The sequence below is a fragment of the Massilia sp. BGA-UO-ETr-WB1 genome, from assembly GCF_059567845.1.
On sequence record NZ_JCAQOT010000027.1, the window covers coordinates 384,313 to 397,751 of the forward strand.

Annotated in this window: 14 protein-coding genes; 4 read left to right on the forward strand and 10 right to left on the reverse strand. The window is 67.6% G+C overall.

What is annotated here, in order from left to right; all coding sequences use genetic code 11:
- Positions 1–139: 139 nt before the first annotated feature.
- Genes AC56DV_RS28650 through wrbA form a run of 7 tightly spaced genes read right to left on the reverse strand, consistent with a single transcriptional unit; the run spans position 140 to position 8,679 of the window.
- The gene (locus AC56DV_RS28650) at positions 140–2,035 is read right to left on the reverse strand and encodes an ABC transporter transmembrane domain-containing protein (RefSeq protein WP_496317609.1); all 1,896 of its coding nucleotides are present in this window, start codon (positions 2,033–2,035) and stop codon (positions 140–142) included.
- Positions 2,036–2,058: 23 nt separating this feature from the next.
- Entirely contained in the window at positions 2,059–3,159 is a 1,101-nt protein-coding gene (locus AC56DV_RS28655; RefSeq protein ID WP_496317610.1) for a lipocalin-like domain-containing protein, read from the reverse strand.
- A complete protein-coding gene (locus AC56DV_RS28660; protein ID WP_496317611.1) occupies positions 3,159–5,774 on the reverse strand; it encodes an ABC transporter permease in 2,616 nt (871 codons plus the stop codon). Before AC56DV_RS28660 ends, AC56DV_RS28655 begins: the two co-directional genes overlap by 1 nt.
- Positions 5,771–6,208: a DUF4124 domain-containing protein gene (locus AC56DV_RS28665; protein ID WP_496317612.1), complete on the reverse strand. Its 438-nt coding sequence runs from the start codon at positions 6,206–6,208 to the stop codon at positions 5,771–5,773. Before AC56DV_RS28665 ends, AC56DV_RS28660 begins: the two co-directional genes overlap by 4 nt.
- The gene (locus tag AC56DV_RS28670; RefSeq protein WP_496317613.1) at positions 6,205–7,635 is read right to left on the reverse strand and encodes an FAD-binding oxidoreductase; all 1,431 of its coding nucleotides are present in this window, start codon (positions 7,633–7,635) and stop codon (positions 6,205–6,207) included. Before AC56DV_RS28670 ends, AC56DV_RS28665 begins: the two co-directional genes overlap by 4 nt.
- Before the next feature lie 10 nt (positions 7,636–7,645).
- A complete protein-coding gene (locus tag AC56DV_RS28675; RefSeq protein WP_496318496.1) occupies positions 7,646–8,056 on the reverse strand; it encodes a DUF2069 domain-containing protein in 411 nt (136 codons plus the stop codon).
- A complete protein-coding gene (wrbA, locus tag AC56DV_RS28680; protein ID WP_496317614.1) occupies positions 8,056–8,679 on the reverse strand; it encodes an NAD(P)H:quinone oxidoreductase in 624 nt (207 codons plus the stop codon). The genes AC56DV_RS28675 and wrbA overlap by 1 nt, the downstream gene beginning before the upstream one ends.
- Positions 8,680–8,757: 78 nt before the next feature.
- Between wrbA and AC56DV_RS28685 the strand changes: the two genes are divergently transcribed.
- On the forward strand, positions 8,758–10,101 hold the full coding sequence (locus tag AC56DV_RS28685; RefSeq protein ID WP_496317615.1) for a YihY family inner membrane protein: 1,344 nt from the start codon (positions 8,758–8,760) through the stop codon (positions 10,099–10,101).
- A 41-nt stretch (positions 10,102–10,142) separates the two neighbouring features.
- On the opposite strand, the gene AC56DV_RS28690 is transcribed toward AC56DV_RS28685, so the two are convergent.
- The 3 genes from AC56DV_RS28690 to AC56DV_RS28700 are packed head-to-tail and all read right to left on the reverse strand — an operon-like array spanning position 10,143 to position 11,598.
- On the reverse strand, positions 10,143–10,463 hold the full coding sequence (locus tag AC56DV_RS28690) for a DUF2288 domain-containing protein (protein ID WP_496317616.1): 321 nt from the start codon (positions 10,461–10,463) through the stop codon (positions 10,143–10,145).
- 8 nt (positions 10,464–10,471) lie between these two features.
- On the reverse strand, positions 10,472–11,161 hold the full coding sequence (locus tag AC56DV_RS28695; RefSeq protein ID WP_496317617.1) for an RES family NAD+ phosphorylase: 690 nt from the start codon (positions 11,159–11,161) through the stop codon (positions 10,472–10,474).
- On the reverse strand, positions 11,161–11,598 hold the full coding sequence (locus tag AC56DV_RS28700) for an MbcA/ParS/Xre antitoxin family protein (RefSeq protein ID WP_056390938.1): 438 nt from the start codon (positions 11,596–11,598) through the stop codon (positions 11,161–11,163). The genes AC56DV_RS28695 and AC56DV_RS28700 overlap by 1 nt, the downstream gene beginning before the upstream one ends.
- Positions 11,599–11,795: 197 nt before the next feature.
- On the opposite strand from AC56DV_RS28700, the gene AC56DV_RS28705 reads away from it, so the two are divergent.
- From AC56DV_RS28705 to AC56DV_RS28715, 3 genes are all read left to right on the forward strand, one after another.
- On the forward strand, positions 11,796–12,449 hold the full coding sequence (locus AC56DV_RS28705; protein WP_496317618.1) for a hydrolase: 654 nt from the start codon (positions 11,796–11,798) through the stop codon (positions 12,447–12,449).
- Positions 12,450–12,493: 44 nt separating this feature from the next.
- A complete protein-coding gene (locus AC56DV_RS28710) occupies positions 12,494–12,943 on the forward strand; it encodes a YybH family protein (RefSeq protein WP_496317619.1) in 450 nt (149 codons plus the stop codon).
- Between the two features lie 111 nt (positions 12,944–13,054).
- Positions 13,055–13,435 carry a hypothetical protein gene (locus AC56DV_RS28715; RefSeq protein WP_496317620.1) on the forward strand — a complete coding sequence of 127 codons (381 nt, stop codon included), beginning with the start codon at positions 13,055–13,057 and terminating at the stop codon, positions 13,433–13,435.
- Positions 13,436–13,439 lie beyond the last annotated feature (4 nt).

Consider the following 13,439-nt stretch of genomic DNA (forward strand, 5'->3'; position numbering starts at 1 on the left):
ATTTTACAGGACTGGCGCCGGCCGCAAGGGTTGCGGCTCAATTAAGGGAACGGAACCGGGACTGGCGCGTCGGCGCGGCGGCATTGGCCGGCAGCACGCGGAAAATCCCGGAAACCAGCACCCGGGTCAAGACAGCACGTTAATGCACCACGTGCACGTTGTGGAACTGCAGCGCCGCCAGGTTGGCGTAGATGCCGCCCAGCGCCACCAGCGAGGCGTGGGTGCCGGTTTCGACGATTTTGCCGTCTTCCATGACGATGATGCGGTCGGCACGCTGCACGGTGGCCAGGCGGTGCGCGATGATGACCGTGGTGCGGCCCTCCATCGCCGCTTCCAGCGCGCCCTGCACCAGGCGTTCGGATTCGGCGTCCAGCGCGCTGGTGGCTTCGTCCAGCAGCAGCAGCGGGGGATTCTTCAGCAGCGCGCGCGCGATGGCGATGCGCTGGCGCTGGCCGCCGGACAGGCGCACGCCGCGCTCGCCCAGGAAGGACTGGTAGCCGTTCGGCAGCCGCTCGATGAATTCGTGCGCGGCAGCCAGCTTGGCGGCCTGGATCACTTCCGCGTCGGTGGCGCCGGCGCGGCCGTAGCGGATGTTTTCCATCGCGTCGGTCGAGAAGATCACGGTATCCTGCGGCACGATGCCGATGGCGTCGCGCAGGGTGTGCAGGTCGAGCTGGCGGATGTCCACGCCGTCGAGCTTGATGGCGCCGGCCTGCGGATCGTAGAAGCGCAGGAACAGCTGGAACAGCGTGGTTTTGCCGGCGCCGGAAGGGCCCACCACGGCCACCGTTTCGCCGGGTTTGATGTCCAGCGACAGGTGCGCCAGCGCCGCCGTCTCGGGGCGCGACGGGTAGTTGAAGGTGACGTCGGCCAGGGTCAGCGCGGCGCCGTTGGCGGCGCGCGGCGGCAGCGCCAGGGGATGCGCGGGCGACTGGATTTCGGATTTGACCGACATTAGTTCCAGCAGGCGCTCGGTGGCGCCAGCGGCGCGCTGGGCTTCGCCCATGACTTCGGACAGGGCGCCGATGGCGCCGGCCACGATGGAGGCGTACAGGATGAACTGGCCCAGGTCGCCTCCGGTCATGGCGCCTTCCAGCACGGCGTGCGCGCCCAGCCACAGCACGAACACGATGGTGCCGAACACCAGCACGATGGCCAGCGCGGTCAGCATGGCGCGCGCGCGGATGCGCTTCATGGCGGTGACGAAAGCGCCTTCCACCGAGGCGCCGAAGCGGTCGGTCTCGATCTTTTCATGTGTGAAGGCCTGCACGGTGGGCATGGCGTTCAGGATTTCGCCAGCCACTGCGGAGGCGTCGGCGATGCGGTCCTGCGAGTCGCGCGAGAGCTTGCGCACGCGGCGGCCGAACATCACGATCGGCAGCACGGTGAGGATCAGCAGGCCGATGATGATGGACGACAGCTTGACGCTGGTGACGAACAGCATGGCCAGGCCGCCGATGAACAGCAGCACGTTGCGCAGCGCCATGGAGATGCTGGTGCCCACCACGGCCTGGATCAGCGTGGTGTCGGTGGTGATGCGCGACAGGACCTCGCCGGTCTGTGTGGTTTCGAAGAATTCCGGGCTTTGCGTGACCACGTGGCGGTACACCGCGCTGCGGATGTCGGCCGTGACGCGCTCGCCCAGCCAGGACACGGTGTAGAAGCGCGCCGCCGTGGCCAGCGCGAGGATGGTGGCCACGCCGAACAGCGCCAGGAACACCAGGTTCACGTGCTCGATGCTGCGCACGCCGGCCGAGGCGCCGAAGCCCAGGTCTATCATCTGCTTGAAGGCGGCGGGAATGGCCAGCGTGGCGCCGGCGGCCACCACCAGCGCCACGCCGGCCATGGCGAACTGCTTGCGGTAGGGGCGCAGGAAGGGCAGCAGGCCCTTGAATGCGGCCAGGCTGCCTTTCTTCAGTTCGCGGGATTCGCTGTGGGGGGAGGGCGCGGCGCTGCCGGTGCTACTGCTGCCATTACTGCTGCTATTGCTGCTGGCTGCCCCTGCGCTGGCGTTGCGGTTGATACTGTCGGTCATCGTGTTGTTATTCGTAAGCGTATTCATAGTTTCATGGCACTGGCATAGCCGGTCAGTTCCAGGTAGCCGCGCCCGGCGCGCGCGCCGTCACGGCTGACCGTCACCGCGCCTTCCCAGTACACCGCGCCCGTGCTGCGGCGCGAATCGAGCTCCTGGTCTTCCTGCAGGGGCGCGATCTGCCACAGCGTGGTGCCTGTGGCGAGCTGGGTGGCGACGGGATACTCGGCATTGGTGCGGGGCGAACGCCACCGCCGTTGCGGGGTAAAACTGACCTGGTCCGGCGGGTAATGCGTGATCTTACCGGATGCATCGCGCCATGTCGCGTGCGCCCATAGTTTAGCACCTGTTTTGCTGCGGATCTGGAAAGCCATCAGGGCTCCGCCGCCGTCCAGGTTGGCGCTGATCCAGTCCCAGCCCTGCGCGTCGTCGCCCAGCACCTGCTGCGACCACTCGTGATCCAGCCAGCTGCTGCCGGCGACGGCCTGCGGCTTGCCGCCGCTGCGGGTAATGGTGCCGCTGGTTTTCAGGTGCGGTTCGCTGTAGTAGTAGCTGGCCTGTTGCGGGTCCGGCCCCTTGCGGGAGTAGCCGTTCTCGCCCTGCAGCAGCACCGGCTGGGTGGGCGCCAGCGTGAGGTTGAGGGTGAAGCCGGCGGCGGCCAGCGTGACCTGGTAGCTGCCGTCCGGGCGGCGCGCCATGCGCCAGTCGTCCAGCTTCACGTCGGTGTCGCCGGCCTTGGCGTAGGCCAGGCCGAAGCCGGCGCGGGCGCTGCGCTGGTCGTGCAGCAGCTTGCCCAGCGCCGGGTCGGACAGGGCGGCGTGGCCGATGATGAGCTGCTGCGGCGCGAATTTGCTGGGGTTGGCGGGGTCGATGCCGGTGGCGCGGCGGAAGAAGGTGACCTGGTAGCCGAGTTCCTTACCGTCGGCCGTCTTCAGCCAGCCGGTGGCGTACCACCATTCGGTCTTGTAGTCCGGATGGGCGCCGAAGTCGTGCGGGAAGGCCAGCGCGCTGCCGGCAGGCAACGGCGTGACGGGCGGGAAGTTCGGCGGCGCCGCGTGCGCGGCCATCAGCAGCGACGCGGCGGCGAGCAGGGCGAGTAGTAAAGTACGCAAAAGGTGACGCGACATCACCAGTCCTCCCGCACTGCGCGGATCGGCGCGCCGGACAAGGCCTGGCGGCCGGCCAGCAGGGCCGTCAGCGCGGCGGCCGCCAGCAGCGCCGAGGCCACGCTGCCCAGCAGCGGCCATGGCAGGTGCATCTGCATGGTCCAGTGGAAGGACTGCGGGTTGATCACGAACACCAGCACCAGGCTGATGATCCAGCCCAGCAGCGCGCCGGTGGCGATGCCCAGTCCGGTGAGCGCGCCGCCTTCCAGCGCCAGCACCGCCAGGATCTGGCGCCGCGTCACGCCGATATGGCGCAGCATGCCGAATTCCCTGGAGCGCGCCAGCGTCTGCGCCGAGAACGTGGCGGCCACGCCGAACAGCCCGATAATAATCGCTATAGCCTCCAGCAGATAAGTGACCGCGAAACTGCGGTCGAATATCGTCAGGCTCATGGCGCGCAGTTCGGATAGCGCGCTCAGTTCCAGCGATGCGCCAAACGGCAGCGCCTTCAGCGCCGCTTTTACCTTGGCCAGGCGGTCATCCCCGTCCTCGTTCCCATCGCCGTCCTTGGCCAGCCAGATGGCCGTGCTGTTGATATCCATGTCGCCCGTGATGGCGCGGTAATCGGCCAGCCGCATCTGCACCGAGCCGGAGGAGCGGGCGTAGTCGCGCCACACGCCGGCCACGAAAAATTCATGCAGGCCGCCCTGCAGCGGCAGTTTGAGGATGCTGCCGGCCGTCACGCCGTACAGGTCGGACATCGGCTCGGACACCCACACCGGCCGCCGTCCCTCGGGCACCGGCAGCGTGGGGCCGTCCATGGCCAGCAGTTTTTCCGCGTTGGCCGGCTCGATGTCGCGCGCCATCAGCAGCACGGGCGGGCGCTCGGGCGCCAGGCTGACGCCGCGCGCGCGCAGGAAATCGACCCGCGCCACGCCGGGCAGGCTGCGCACCTGTTCCTGCTCGCGCAGGTTCAGGCCCGCCGTGGCGCCGCCGCTGGCGCTGCTGGCGTACAGGTCGGCCGGCAGAATCTGCAGCAGCCATTCGTCCAGCGAAACGCGGAAGCTGGACACCATGATGGCCATCGCCACCATCAGGCTGAAGCTGGACAGCACGCCGCCCAGCGCGATGCCGGCCTGGCCGGACGCATTGGCCAGCCGCGCCAGCGCCAGCGCCAGCACGGGCGAACTGTCCGTGCGGCCCGCCGTGGCGGCGCTCCAGCGCGCATGCAGGAAGCGGAACACGACGGACGACAGCCGCGGCATCAGCGCGATGGCGCCCACCAGCATCAGCGCGATCGACAGATAGCCGAAAATGGGCAGCTCCCACAGCGGCGGCAATTGCGACAGCAGCGCCGCCACCGCCAGGCAGGCCAGGCCGGGCCAGGCGCGCGCCAGGCGGGCCAAGGCGGTTTCCTCGCTGCCCGACTTGAGCGCCACCGCAGGCGTGGCGCGCGCCGCCTCCATGGCGGGCGCCGCGCAGCCCAGCATGGCCACGCCCACGCCCAGCGCGAAATACACCAGCGCCGCTATCGGCGTGAACTGCACCTGCGGCTGCACGCCGGCGAAATAGCCCGCGCCCAGGTCGCCGCCGAACAGGCGCAGGGCGGCGGCGGCCAGGCCGTAGCCGGCCGCGATGCCGAGCAGCGAACCGGCCACGCCCAGCGCCCAGCCTTCCAGCAGGATCTGGCGCAGCAGGCGGCCGCGCTCCATGCCCAGCACGCGCAGCAGCGCGAACTGGCTGCGGCGCCGCATCACCGACAGCGCCTGCGTGGAGAACACCAGGAAGGCGCCGGTGAACAGGGCCACCAGGGCCAGCACGCTCAGGTTGACGCGGTAGGCGCGGCTCATATTGTTGTTGCGGCTGTTCTGGTCGCCGTCGTTCGGGCTGCCGACGTGGAAGCGGCCCGGATAGTCGCGCTCCAGGTCGCGCGCCAGCTGCGCCTTGAACGCTTCGCGGTCCACGCCGCCGCGCAGCTTCAGGTCCACGCGCGACAGCTGGCCGAGGCGGTTCAGGCGCCATTGCAGCGCGCCGATGTCCATCACGCCCAGGCGCTGGCCGGCGCGCGCCCGCTGCAGCGGCCCGGCCACGCGCAAGGTGACCGTCCGCGTGCCCGATTGCAGCGCCAGCACGCCGCCCTGCGGCTTGAGCCAGGCTTGCGCGGCAGGGGAAAGGAAGATGGCATCGTCGGCCAGGGTGTCGGCCAGGCGCTCCGGGTCCGGCGTGCCCAGCAGGTCGGGCGTCACAAAGCCGGCGCGGAAGGCGTCCAGGCCGATGATCTGCAGGGCCGGGCGCTGGCCCGGCAGCGAGGCTTGCACGTCCAGGATGGGCGAGGCCACCGCCACGCCGGCGCGCTCGGCCAGGCGCGGATAGATTTGCTCGTCGAAGGTGGCCTCGGCGCCGCTGACCTGCACGTCGGCCTGCCCGGACAGGCTCTTGATGGCGGACGAAAACTCGTTGAACGCGGCCGCGTTGATCAGGTGGATGGCGAAACCGAGCGAGACGCCGATGGCGATGGCGGCAATGGCCGTGATGGCCCGCACCGGATGCGCGCGCCATTCCCCCAGCAGCAGCCAGCGCGACAGCTTGCGCAGCGCGGCTGCGGCGGGCGATGCGGCCGATCGCGCAGCGCTCAACTGGCGCACGACAGGTTGAGTTTATCGGCTGCGCGCTGGGCTTTGATGCGGGCGCGCTCCTCGTGCTGCGGCTGGGCGCGGCGCAGGTCCTCGTCGGCCCACTTCTTGTCGAGCCTGAGTTTTTCGCATTTCTGGTGGCGGGCCGCCGCCGCGCGGCTGGCTGCGGCGTCCTCCCGCCCGTCGGCCGCCTGGCGCTTGAGGCGGTCTTTTTCCAGCGCGTCGGCCTGCTTTTTCGCGCGTCTCAGTTCGGCGGCGGCCGACTTGTCCGGCGCCGGCGCGTCCGGCACGGCAATCACCGTGCCGCCGGGGCAGGGCTGTTCGGTGTACGTGACCTTGCCGTCCAGCGTGCATTTGTGGACCGCCTGCGCGCCGCCTTCCGCAGCGGCGGCGGCAGAGCACAGCATCAGCAGCATGGCAAAGGCGCGTGGTTTCACAGTATTTTCCCCGGGTTCATTATGCCCTGCGGGTCCAACGCCGTTTTGATCGCGCGCATCAGGTTCAGCTCCAGCGGCGACTTGTAGCGCGCCAGCTCGTCCCGCTTCAGCGCGCCGATGCCGTGTTCGGCCGAAATCGAGCCGCTGAAAGCGGCCACGCTGTCGTGCACCACGCGGTTCACCGCGTCCTGGTTGGCCAGGAAGGCTTCATTGGAGACGCCGTCCGGCGGCGCCACATTGAAGTGCAGGTTGCCGTCGCCGAGGTGGCCGAAGCACACCAGCTGGCAGCCCGGGAAGGCTTGCTGCAGCAGCGGCGCGGTCTTCTCGATGAAGCCGGGGATGCTGGATACCGGCAGCGAGATGTCGTGCTTGATGTTCTTGCCGGCCTTGGCCTGCGCCAGCGGGATATGCTCGCGCAGCTGCCACAGGCCGCGCGACTGCGCCACGGAAGTGGCCACCACGGCATCCTCGATGGCGCCGTTCTCCAGCGCCGCGTCGATGGCGCGCTCCAGCAGGCCCACGGCATGCTCTTCCGATTCGCTGCTGGACAGTTCCAGCAGCACGTACTGCGCGTGTTCGCCGTTGAAGGGGCGCGGCAGTCGCGGGAACTGGGTGGCCACCAGCTGCAGGCAGAACGACGACATCAGCTCGAAGCCGGTCAGGCTGGCGCCGCAATAGTCCTGCATCAGCGCCAGCAGCCGCAGCGCGGCGGCGGGCGAGGCCAGCGCGGCCAGCGCGGTGATGCAGGCTTTCGGCTGCGGGTACAGCTTCAGCACGGCGCCGGTGATGACGCCCAGCGTGCCTTCGGCGCCGATGTACAGGTCGCGCAGGTCGTAGCCGGTATTGTCCTTGCGCAGGGCGCGCAGGCCGTTCCAGATTTCGCCCTGCGGCGTCACCACTTCCAGCCCCAGGCACAGCTCGCGCGCGTTGCCGTAGCGGAGCACCGCGGTGCCGCCCGCATTGCTGGACAGGTTGCCGCCTATGGTGCAGCTGCCTTCAGCCGCCAGCGACAGCGGGAACAGGCAGTCGTGCGCCGCCGCCTCTTCCTGCACCTGCTGCAGGATGCAGCCGGCGTCCACCGTCATGGTGCGGTTCAGTGCATCGGTTTCGCGGATGCCGTTCAGGCGCGCCAGCGACAGCACCACCGCCGCGCCGCTGCGGTCCGGCACGCCGCCCAGCACCAGGCCGGTGTTGCCGCCCTGCGGCACCACGGGGATGCCCCAGCGCGCGCAGGCGCGCACCGCCTCCGCCACCTGCTGCACGCTGCCGGGCCGCAGCACCGCCAGCGCCGTGCCGGTATGGCGGCCGCGCCAGTCGGTGAGGAAGGGCGCCATGTCGGCCGCGACGGTCAGCACGTGACTGTCGCCCAGCAGCGTGCGGCAATGGGCCAGGAAGGCGTGCCGCATGGCGGTGGACGGGACGTTCATCTTGTTGAGCTCATTTTGCCGAATTGACCCGGTTGACCTTGTCCAGCAGGTCCTTGGTCAGCTGTTTGGCGGCCTTTTTGTAAGGCCGCACATACATGACGGCGCAGATGAAGTAGACCGTCACGATCAGCGCTTCGCCCCAACCCAGCCAGGCCGACAGCGTGCCGATATCGCTCCAGCCGCGCACCACGCCCTCCGTGAAGTACAGCAGGATCACCATCGAGGTCCATTGCAGCGTGTAGACGTCGCGCTTGATGATGCCGGCCAGCGGGAACAGCAGCGGCGCGGCCTTCAGCGCCATCCAGGAGCCGCCCGGCTTGAGCGGCGCCAGCCACACCTCCCAGGCGATGCACCACAGGATGAGCAGCACCATGCTGGCGATGGCGCCCCGGTGAAAGAATTTTTGCGACTTGGTTTCCATCATGCTCCCTGCAGCGTGCCGGCGCGCAGCTTGGTTGCAACCTCCGCCAGGCGGCGGCCCTGCGCCGTGGCCAGGCGCCTTTCATCTTCGGTCAAGGGCTTGTTGCCGTCAAGGCCGGACCAGTGGCTGGCGCCGTAGGGCGTGCCGCCGCTCGCGGTGGTCATCAGTTCGGGGGTGGTATAGGGCAGGCCCATCACCATCATGCCATGGTGCAGCAGCGGGACCATCATGGTCAGCAGGGTGGACTCCTGGCCGCCGTGCAGGCTGCCGGTGGAGGTGAACACACAGGCCGGCTTGCCCGCCAGCGTGCCGGACAGCCACTCGGCCGAGGTGCCGTCCCAGAAGTACTTCATGGCGGAGGCCATATTGCCGAAGCGGGTGGGCGAGCCCAGCGCCAGGGCCGCGCAGTCGCGCAGGTCGTCCAGCTCCACGTAGGGCGCGCCCTCGGACGGCACATCCGGCGCGGTGGCCTCGGCCACGGTGGACACGGCCGGCACGGTGCGCAGCCGCGCTTCGCAGCCCGGCACCGAGTCGATGCCCTGCGCGATGAGCTCAGCCAGCTTGCGGGTTGCGCCATGGCGCGAATAGTACAGGACGAGAATTATCAGATCTGGTGTGGTCATCTTGGTATTATAGGGCGCTTTGGAGTCCGGCAGGCATGCCGCGCTCCCGCAACAACAGTGCTTTCAACCCGGGGTTCAATGTTTTCCAAGTATATCCATCCATTTTTAGCGGTGCTGCGCGACTTGTCGTGGCATGAGATCCGCGACATGTTCCTGTTTGCGCGCCGCCGCCTGAGGGAGGAGAGCCTGCCGCAGGTGGCTGGCAGCCTCACGTTCACCACCGTGTTCGCGCTGGTGCCGCTGCTGACCATTGCGCTGGCCATCTTCACCACCTTCCCCATGTTCGCCGCCTTGCGCAAGGCGCTGGAGGTGTATTTCACGCAGAGCGTGATGCCGAAGCAGATCGCCACGCCGATCCTGAACAACCTCACCATGTTCGCCGCCAAGGCCACCCGGCTGTCGGCGGTGGGCGCGGTGGCGCTGGTGCTGACTTCGGTGGCCATGATGGGCATGATCGAGCGCGTGTTCAACCGCATCTGGCGCGTGAAGGCCGAGCGCAGCTGGACCCGCCGCATCCTGGTGTACTGGGCCATCCTGACGCTGGGGCCGGTGCTGGTGGGCGTGTCGCTCAGCATGTCGACCCACGTCTACACCACCACCAGCGACCTGGTGGGCAATGTACCGGTGCTGGGCGCGCTGCTGTACACCACCTTGTCCATCGCGGCCACCACGGCCGGCTTCACCTTGATGTACGTGGTGGTGCCCAACCGCCAGGTGGACTGGCGCGACGCGCTGTGGGGCGGCCTGATGGCGGCGCTGTTCTTCGAGCTGGCCAAGCGCGGCTTCGCGGTCTTCATCACGCAGTTCCCGACTTATTCACGCATCTACGGCGCGCTGGCGGCGCTGCCGCTGTTCCTGCTGTGGATCTATCTGTCCTGGCTGATCACCCTGGTGGGCGCGCTGTTCACGGCGGCGCTGCCGGTGGTGAAGTACGAGCGCTGGTGGCACGAGGCGGTGCCGGGCGGCGAGTTCGTGGACGCGATGGCGATCCTGAAGGTGCTGCACATGGCCGGCCATAGCGGAGATACGGCGCTGGTCAATTCGGCGGCGATCCGCCAGGCCACCCGCATGGGGTACGACGAAATGGATGCGCTGCTGGAGCGCATGCAGGCGCAGGGCTGGGTGGGCAAGGTGAAGGCTGAGGCGCCGCCGCGCGTGCAGTGGGGCAAGCGCGTCAGCGAGGGCGCGGACAACTGGGTGCTGCTGGCGAACGCCGAGAAGCTGACGCTGGCCGACGTGTACCGGGTGTTCGTGTTTGGCGGCGTGGCCGTCAACAGCGGCATGCCGGACGACGAGGAGGACGAGCGCGACCGCCAGGCCGCGCGCGAAGCGGCCAGCCTGGCGCGCCAGGTCGAGGATTCCGTCGAGAAGGGATTGGGGCGCACGCTGGCCGAACACTTCGGCCCGCTGGACTGCCGGTAGCTTATTGCCGCTAGCTTACTGCCGGCGGCCGGGCAGGACGCTTAGTGCGTTTTGCCCTTTTCTTGCTGCACCAGGATGAAGGGGCTGACCACGCTGGCCCACAGGCTGGCGTTGGCATCGTTCCAGCGTTGGGCCTGTTCGTCCGACACCTTGGCGATCTGGCCGGCGGCCATCCACTGCGTGATGCTGGCCTTGTCGTCGTGCGAGATGCGCACGGCCACGTCGACCAGGTCCAGTTCGTCGGCGATCCACACCACGGTGCCGGAGGCGAAGTGCTTGGCCAGCTCGCTCCACGGCAGGCGCGCCGTTTCACGGTTGATCTTGGCGTGCAGTTCGATGTCTTTTTCAGGTTTGGTTTGCATAGTGAAGCTCACAGTAGGGAAATGCGCGGTTCGGGCGCTCCCTCCCATGTTAACCGATAGGCCGCGCCTTTGCGAACATTGCCCACCAGCGCAGGCCGGAAGCAGGCCAGGTTGACGCCGCCGGCGCGCCGCACGCTGGGGAAGATCACCCCGGTCGAGCCTTCTTCCAGCAGCCGCTCGGCCAGCCGCTGCGACTGCACGTAGCTGGCCGGGTCCAGGCAGTCGTTGTGCTGCTCGGTGCGGCGCAGGTCGTGGAACTGGGCGGTGAAGTCGGCCAGCATGCACTGGTAGCTCACGCTGTCGTGGAAATAGTCGATCTCGGCGTATTCCACCGTCTTGTGGAAGGTGATTTCGGCCAGCGCCGTGTCGATGTCGAACGCGCAGTACCAGGCGCCGCGCTCGCCGTCGTTGAAGCGGCTGCCTTCGGGGCGCGCGTAGGTAAAGGCGGCGTTGACGATGCGGTAGTTCGGCACGCGGAACACCAGCTCGTCGATGCCGATGCCGGGCGCGCCGCCGTGTTCGGCGATCAGGCGCGCGTTGGTGGCGTTGTCCAGGTCGAACAGGTCATGCAGTTCGTCTTCGCTGCCGGCCAGCGGGGCCAGCACGGAATCCTCCACGTCGGCAAAGCGCGACTGGATCAGGCGGCAGGTGTCGAATTGCCGCAGCAGGGTCAGGGGAGGGAGGTTCGCCGCCGCCATCAAAGCCCGCCGCGCCGCGCATCGACCAGCTTGCGCACCGTTTGCATGGCCAGCAGGCCGCCGCCCAGCATATAGGCCAGCGGCGTGCGGCCGCCGAAGATGATGTTCTTGTTGGGCAGCGTGACCCAGCGGTCCGCCAGTTGGTCGCCGTACAGGATGTGCAGCGACTTGTAGATGCCCACCAGGTAGGAAATGCGCGTGATGCGGTCCACTTCCAGCACCCGGTCCGGGTTCTTCTTCCAGTCGTAGTAGCTGCTGCTGGACAGGCCGCCCAGCAGTTCGCGGGCGTCGCTCTCGCGCACGGACCAGGCTTCCACCAGGCGGAAAAAGGCGGTCAGCGCCGATTTCGACAGGCGCTCGCGTTCTTCGCGGGCATTCAGGTCCACCGGGATCACCGGTTCAAAGCGGCTTCTTGGGTAGGCATAGGCGGCTTGCATAAATCCTCCGTTTCTGGATTATTTATACTCCGATTTCGGATGAAAGGCAAATTCGAAAAATTCGATAATAGAGCGGCATTTTTTCCGTTTTTCTTTTCGGTCCGGCAGGTTCATACTTCATTTCATCGGCACTGCAGATGTTGAAAGACACAGCAGGCCTTCGAAAAAATCGATGTACAACCCTAAGGAGAACTACCATGCCATTCGCAAAAGCCCAACCAGGTAAAGAACTGCTGAACGCCAACGACCACACCCTGATCATGATCGATCACCAGTCGCAGATGTCGTTCGCCACCAAGTCCATCGACCTCAACCTGCTGCGCAATAATGCCGCGCTGGTGGCCAAGGCGGCGCGCGAATTCAAGGTGCCCACCATCCTGACCACGGTGGCCGCGAAAAGCTTCTCCGGCCCGATCTTCGACGAGATCCAGTCCGTGTTCCCCGAGCAGCAGCCGATCGACCGCACCAGCATGAACACCTGGGAAGACCAGCGCATCGCCGACCGCGTCAACGAAATCGGCCGTGGCCGCATCGTGCTGGCCGGTTTGTGGACCTCGGTGTGCATCGTCGGCCCGGCACTGTCGGCGCTGGACCAGGGTTTTGAAGTGTACGTGATTGCCGACGCTTCCGGCGACGTCACCGACGAAGCGCACGAGCGCGCCATGCAGCGCATGATACAGGCCGGCGCCAAGCCCATCACCTCGCTGCAATACCTGCTGGAACTGCAGCGCGACTGGGCCCGCAGCGAGACCTACGACGAAACCGTGGCCACTTCCATCGCCCACGGCGGCGGCTACGGCCTGGGCCTGATCTACGCCAAGTCCATGTTCAACGCTTCCGAAGGCCACTAAACAGGCGTAGCATCGAAGGCTCGCCGACTCCCTGAGGATTATCGATGAGCCTTCCCAAATTTGCCGCCATCACCGCGCTCGCGCTGGCTACTGCCGCCGCGGGCGCGGCGCCGTCCAACGCCGAGCTGAAGCAGCAGGTGGCCGACACCGAACGCGCCTTCGCCGCCACCATGAAGCAGCGCGACCTGGCCGCGTTCACCAGTTTCCTGTCCGATGAAACCGTGTTCTATTCCGGCCCCACGCCCTTGCGCGGCAAGGAGCAGGTGACGGCATTCTGGAAAAAGTTTTACGAGGGCAAGGAAGCGCCGTTCTCGTGGGAACCGGACCAGGTGGATGTGACCGATTCGGGCACGCTGGCCCACTCGTCCGGGCCGGTGTACGACCCGAAGGGCAAGCTCATCGCCCGCTTCAACTCGGTATGGCGCCAGGAAGCGCCCGGCAAGTGGCGCATTGTGTTCGATAAAGGACAAGATATCTGCGATTGCAAAAAATAAACCGGGCCGCGCTGTAGGACTGCGGCCCGTTGCGGCCCGGTCCGTGCGCAGACGCACAGAGGCGGGCACCCGCCGCGCGCAATCATGGAGGCATTCAATCAGGAGGCCACCATGAACTCATCCATTGCAAGCCTTGGCCGCGCGCTGCTGCGCGGCGCGCTCTTCATGGCGGCCACCGCCCCTGCGTACGCTTCCGGCCAGCAAGCCGGCGAGCAGAGTCCGCCCGCGCTGGCCGACACCGTGCCTCTTGCCCCCGCCGCCGCCACGCCTGCGGAAGCGCCGTCGCCGCAGCCGCGCAGCATCACCCGCATCGTGCTGACTGCGGACGAGCTACCGGCGGCGGGCAGGGTGCGGTCCGCATATGCCGCCGTCAAACCGCAGGCGCCCGCGCGCCAGCTGGAACGCGACGCGATAACGCTGCGCGCCGCGCGCGCCGCCATGCTGCAGAACGATGCAAGCCATCAGCAGCAGCGGCTTGCGGCGCTGCGCTAGCCGG

Bases quoted from the DNA above. Each gene is read 5' to 3' on its own strand.
- AC56DV_RS28700 (WP_056390938.1), bottom strand. From the start codon at position 11,598: ATGCAAGCCGCCTATGCCTACCCAAGAAGCCGCTTTGAACCGGTGATC.
- AC56DV_RS28710 (WP_496317619.1), top strand. From the start codon at position 12,494: ATGAGCCTTCCCAAATTTGCCGCCATCACCGCGCTCGCGCTGGCTACT.
- AC56DV_RS28670 (WP_496317613.1), bottom strand. From the start codon at position 7,635: ATGAACGTCCCGTCCACCGCCATGCGGCACGCCTTCCTGGCCCATTGC.
- AC56DV_RS28690 (WP_496317616.1), bottom strand. From the start codon at position 10,463: ATGCAAACCAAACCTGAAAAAGACATCGAACTGCACGCCAAGATCAAC.
- AC56DV_RS28650 (WP_496317609.1), bottom strand. From the start codon at position 2,035: ATGACCGACAGTATCAACCGCAACGCCAGCGCAGGGGCAGCCAGCAGC.
- wrbA (WP_496317614.1), bottom strand. From the start codon at position 8,679: ATGACCACACCAGATCTGATAATTCTCGTCCTGTACTATTCGCGCCAT.
- AC56DV_RS28655 (WP_496317610.1), bottom strand. From the start codon at position 3,159: ATGTCGCGTCACCTTTTGCGTACTTTACTACTCGCCCTGCTCGCCGCC.
- AC56DV_RS28705 (WP_496317618.1), top strand. From the start codon at position 11,796: ATGCCATTCGCAAAAGCCCAACCAGGTAAAGAACTGCTGAACGCCAAC.
- AC56DV_RS28675 (WP_496318496.1), bottom strand. From the start codon at position 8,056: ATGGAAACCAAGTCGCAAAAATTCTTTCACCGGGGCGCCATCGCCAGC.
- AC56DV_RS28715 (WP_496317620.1), top strand. From the start codon at position 13,055: ATGAACTCATCCATTGCAAGCCTTGGCCGCGCGCTGCTGCGCGGCGCG.
- AC56DV_RS28695 (WP_496317617.1), bottom strand. From the start codon at position 11,161: ATGGCGGCGGCGAACCTCCCTCCCCTGACCCTGCTGCGGCAATTCGAC.
- AC56DV_RS28685 (WP_496317615.1), top strand. From the start codon at position 8,758: ATGTTTTCCAAGTATATCCATCCATTTTTAGCGGTGCTGCGCGACTTG.